This window comes from Micromonospora sp. NPDC003776 (genome assembly GCF_053605645.1).
The window spans coordinates 1-2,986 of sequence record NZ_JBSGJR010000720.1; the positions used below are offsets into that span (position 1 = coordinate 1).

Consider the following 2,986-nt stretch of genomic DNA (forward strand, 5'->3'; position numbering starts at 1 on the left):
GTCGGCGCGGCGGTGGTGCTGGCCGCCTGCGGCAGCAACGACGACCAGGGCCCGGGAAACAACTCCGCGCCTACCAGCGGCGGCCCCGGCGCGACCGGCGCCGGTGACGCCGAGGGTGGCAACCGGGACAGCACCGGTCCACTCGCCCGGACCACCGACATCCCGGTCGGCGGCGGGACCGTCTTCGCCAGCAAGGGCGTGGTGATCACCCAGCCGACCGCCGGCCAGTTCAAGGGCTTCGACCCGATCTGCACCCACCAGGGCTGCCCGGTGTCGAACGTCGACGGCGGCACGATTAACTGCACCTGCCACGGCAGCCGGTTCTCGATCACCGACGGCTCGGTCAAGCAGGGCCCGGCCACCCGGCCGCTCGCGTCCAAGAACCTCAAGGTCACCGGAGAGCAGATCACCCTGGCCTGACCGTCCGCCGCGCGTCCCCCGCCGGTGCGCCGGGGCCGGGGGACGCGCGCGGCGGCGGTGGCGTGTCAGGGGCCCGGACTAGGCTTGTCGGCGTGGCTGACCCCTCGACCTACCGTCCCGCGCCCGGCACGATCCCGGAGTCGCCAGGGGTCTACCGCTTCCGCGACGGCACCGGTCGGGTGATCTACGTCGGCAAGGCGCGCAACCTGCGCAGCCGGCTCAACTCCTACTTCGCCGACCCGGTCAACCTGCACCAGCGCACCCGGCAGATGGTCTTCACCGCCGAGTCGGTCGACTGGATCACCGTCGCCACCGAGGTCGAGGCGCTCCAGCAGGAATACACCTGGATCAAGCAGTACGACCCGAAGTTCAACGTCCGCTACCGCGACGACAAGTCCTACCCCTACCTCGCGGTCACCCTCGACGAGGAGTACCCGCGGCTGCAGGTGATGCGGGGCGCCAAGCGCAAGGGCGTGCGCTACTTCGGGCCGTACTCCCACGCCTGGGCGATCCGCGAGACGCTGGACCTTCTGCTGCGGGTCTTCCCGGCGCGGACCTGCTCCTCGGGGGTGTTCAAGCGGGCCGGGCAGGTGGGTCGGCCGTGCCTGCTGGGCTACATCGGCAAGTGCTCCGCGCCCTGCGTCGGCAGCGTCACCGCCGAGCGGCACCGCGAGATCGTCAACGGCTTCTGCGACTTCATGGGCGGCCGCACCGACACGATGGTCCGCAAGCTCGAACGGGAGATGCTGGAGGCCAGCGAGCAGCTCGAGTTCGAGCGGGCGGCCCGGCTGCGCGACGACGTCGCGGCGCTGCGGCGGGCCATGGAGAAGCAGACCGTGGTGCTCGGCGACGGCACCGACGCCGACGTGGTGGCCTTCGCCGACGACCCGCTCGAGGCCGCCGTCCAGGTCTTCCACGTCCGCGACGGCCGGGTCCGCGGCCAGCGTGGCTGGGTGGTGGAGAAGACCGAGGAGGTCACCATGGGTGACCTGGTGCACCACTTCTGCACCCAGGTCTACGGCGGCGAGCAGGGCGAGGCCGACGTGCCCCGCGAGCTGCTCGTCCCCGCGCTGCCCGGTGACGTCGACGCGCTCGCCGACTGGCTCTCCACCCGCCGGGGCAGCCGGGTGTCGCTGCGGGTGCCGCAGCGCGGTGACAAGCGGTCCCTGCTGGAGACCGTGGAGCGCAACGCCAAGGACGCGCTCGCCCGGCACAAGCTCAAGCGCGCCGGTGACCTGACCACCCGGAGCAAGGCCCTCGACGAGATCGCCGAGGCGCTCGCCATGCGTACCTCGCCGCTGCGGATCGAGTGCTTCGACGTCTCGCAGATCCAGGGCACCGACGTGGTCGCCAGCATGGTCGTCTTCGAGGACGGGCTGCCCCGCAAGAGCGAATACCGGCGGTTCATCGTCCGCGGCGCCACGGACGACCTCTCCGCCATGTCCGAGGTGCTGCGCCGACGCTTCGCCCGCTATCTCGACGCGCGGGCCGAGACCGGGGAGATCGGCGAGGAGACCGCCGGTGACCCGGACCGGCCCGGCATCGACCCCACCACCGGCCGGCCGCGCAAGTTCGCGTACCCGCCGCAGCTGGTCGTCGTCGACGGTGGCGCACCGCAGGTGGCGGCGGCCGCGCAGGCCCTCGCCGAACTCGGCATCGACGACGTGGCGCTCTGCGGCCTGGCCAAGCGGCTGGAGGAGGTCTGGCTGCCCGACGACGAGTTCCCCGTCATCCTGCCGCGCACCTCGGAGGCGCTCTACCTGCTCCAGCGCGTACGGGACGAGGCGCACCGGTTCGCCATCACCTTCCACCGTCAGCGCCGCTCCAAGCGGATGACCGAGTCGGCGCTCGACAACATCCCCGGCCTCGGGGAGGTACGCCGCAAGGCGCTGCTGCGGCACTTCGGCTCGCTCAAACGCCTCTCGGCCGCCACGGTCGAGGAGATCACCGAGGTGCCCGGCGTGGGCCGCCGTACCGCCGAGGCGATCCTGGCAGCCCTCGACGAGCACCCCAAGCCCACCCCCACCCCCTGACCATTCCCGTCGCCACAAGCGGGCGGGTGTCCCGGGTCGGGTTTGCCCTACGCCGTTGCCGGATTCGGAGGGCGCGGCCCTGGGGGTGGGCCGGTCGTGGCCCTCGGGGGTGGCTGTCCGGGTGGCCGGGAGGTGACGGCCGCCTGGTTCCGACTTGGTCGTGATCGGGCCCGGCGTGCCGCAAGTGGGCGGTTGCCCCCGGTGCGGGTTTCCCGCACTTTCGGGGAAAGTGGTGCCTCCGCGCCCCTGGAGGCACCACTTCCTGGGCGCGCCGCCTGCGATGGTTGTCCGGTTCGCCGGGATCGGGGCGTGGCCGTTCGGGGCCGGATGGGCGTTTTGTGGGCGGGTGTGGCGTGGGCGGGGCCACCCGGGCGGCGGAATCATGCCGGGGCCGGGGTCGTTGAACATGGCAGACCGCGCGGCACCCCGCCCCCCCCCCCCCCCGGAGGGCCGCCGGTCGGAATGACCGGCCACCGGCCGTCGTTACATCCCCCGGACCCGTGAACGACTGGTCCACCTCCGGTGAGGTCGAG

The 2,986-nt window shown here is 72.6% G+C and carries 2 protein-coding genes; both read left to right on the forward strand.

Annotation, left to right across the window (positions count from 1 at the left end):
- The coding region (locus ACWEVO_RS33920) for a Rieske (2Fe-2S) protein (RefSeq protein ID WP_452311501.1) at positions 1–420 on the forward strand (420 nt) is incomplete at its 5' end.
- A gap of 92 nt (positions 421–512) precedes the next feature.
- Entirely contained in the window at positions 513–2,453 is a 1,941-nt protein-coding gene (gene uvrC / locus ACWEVO_RS33925; protein ID WP_452311502.1) for an excinuclease ABC subunit UvrC, read from the forward strand.
- Positions 2,454–2,986: the final 533 nt, after the last annotated feature.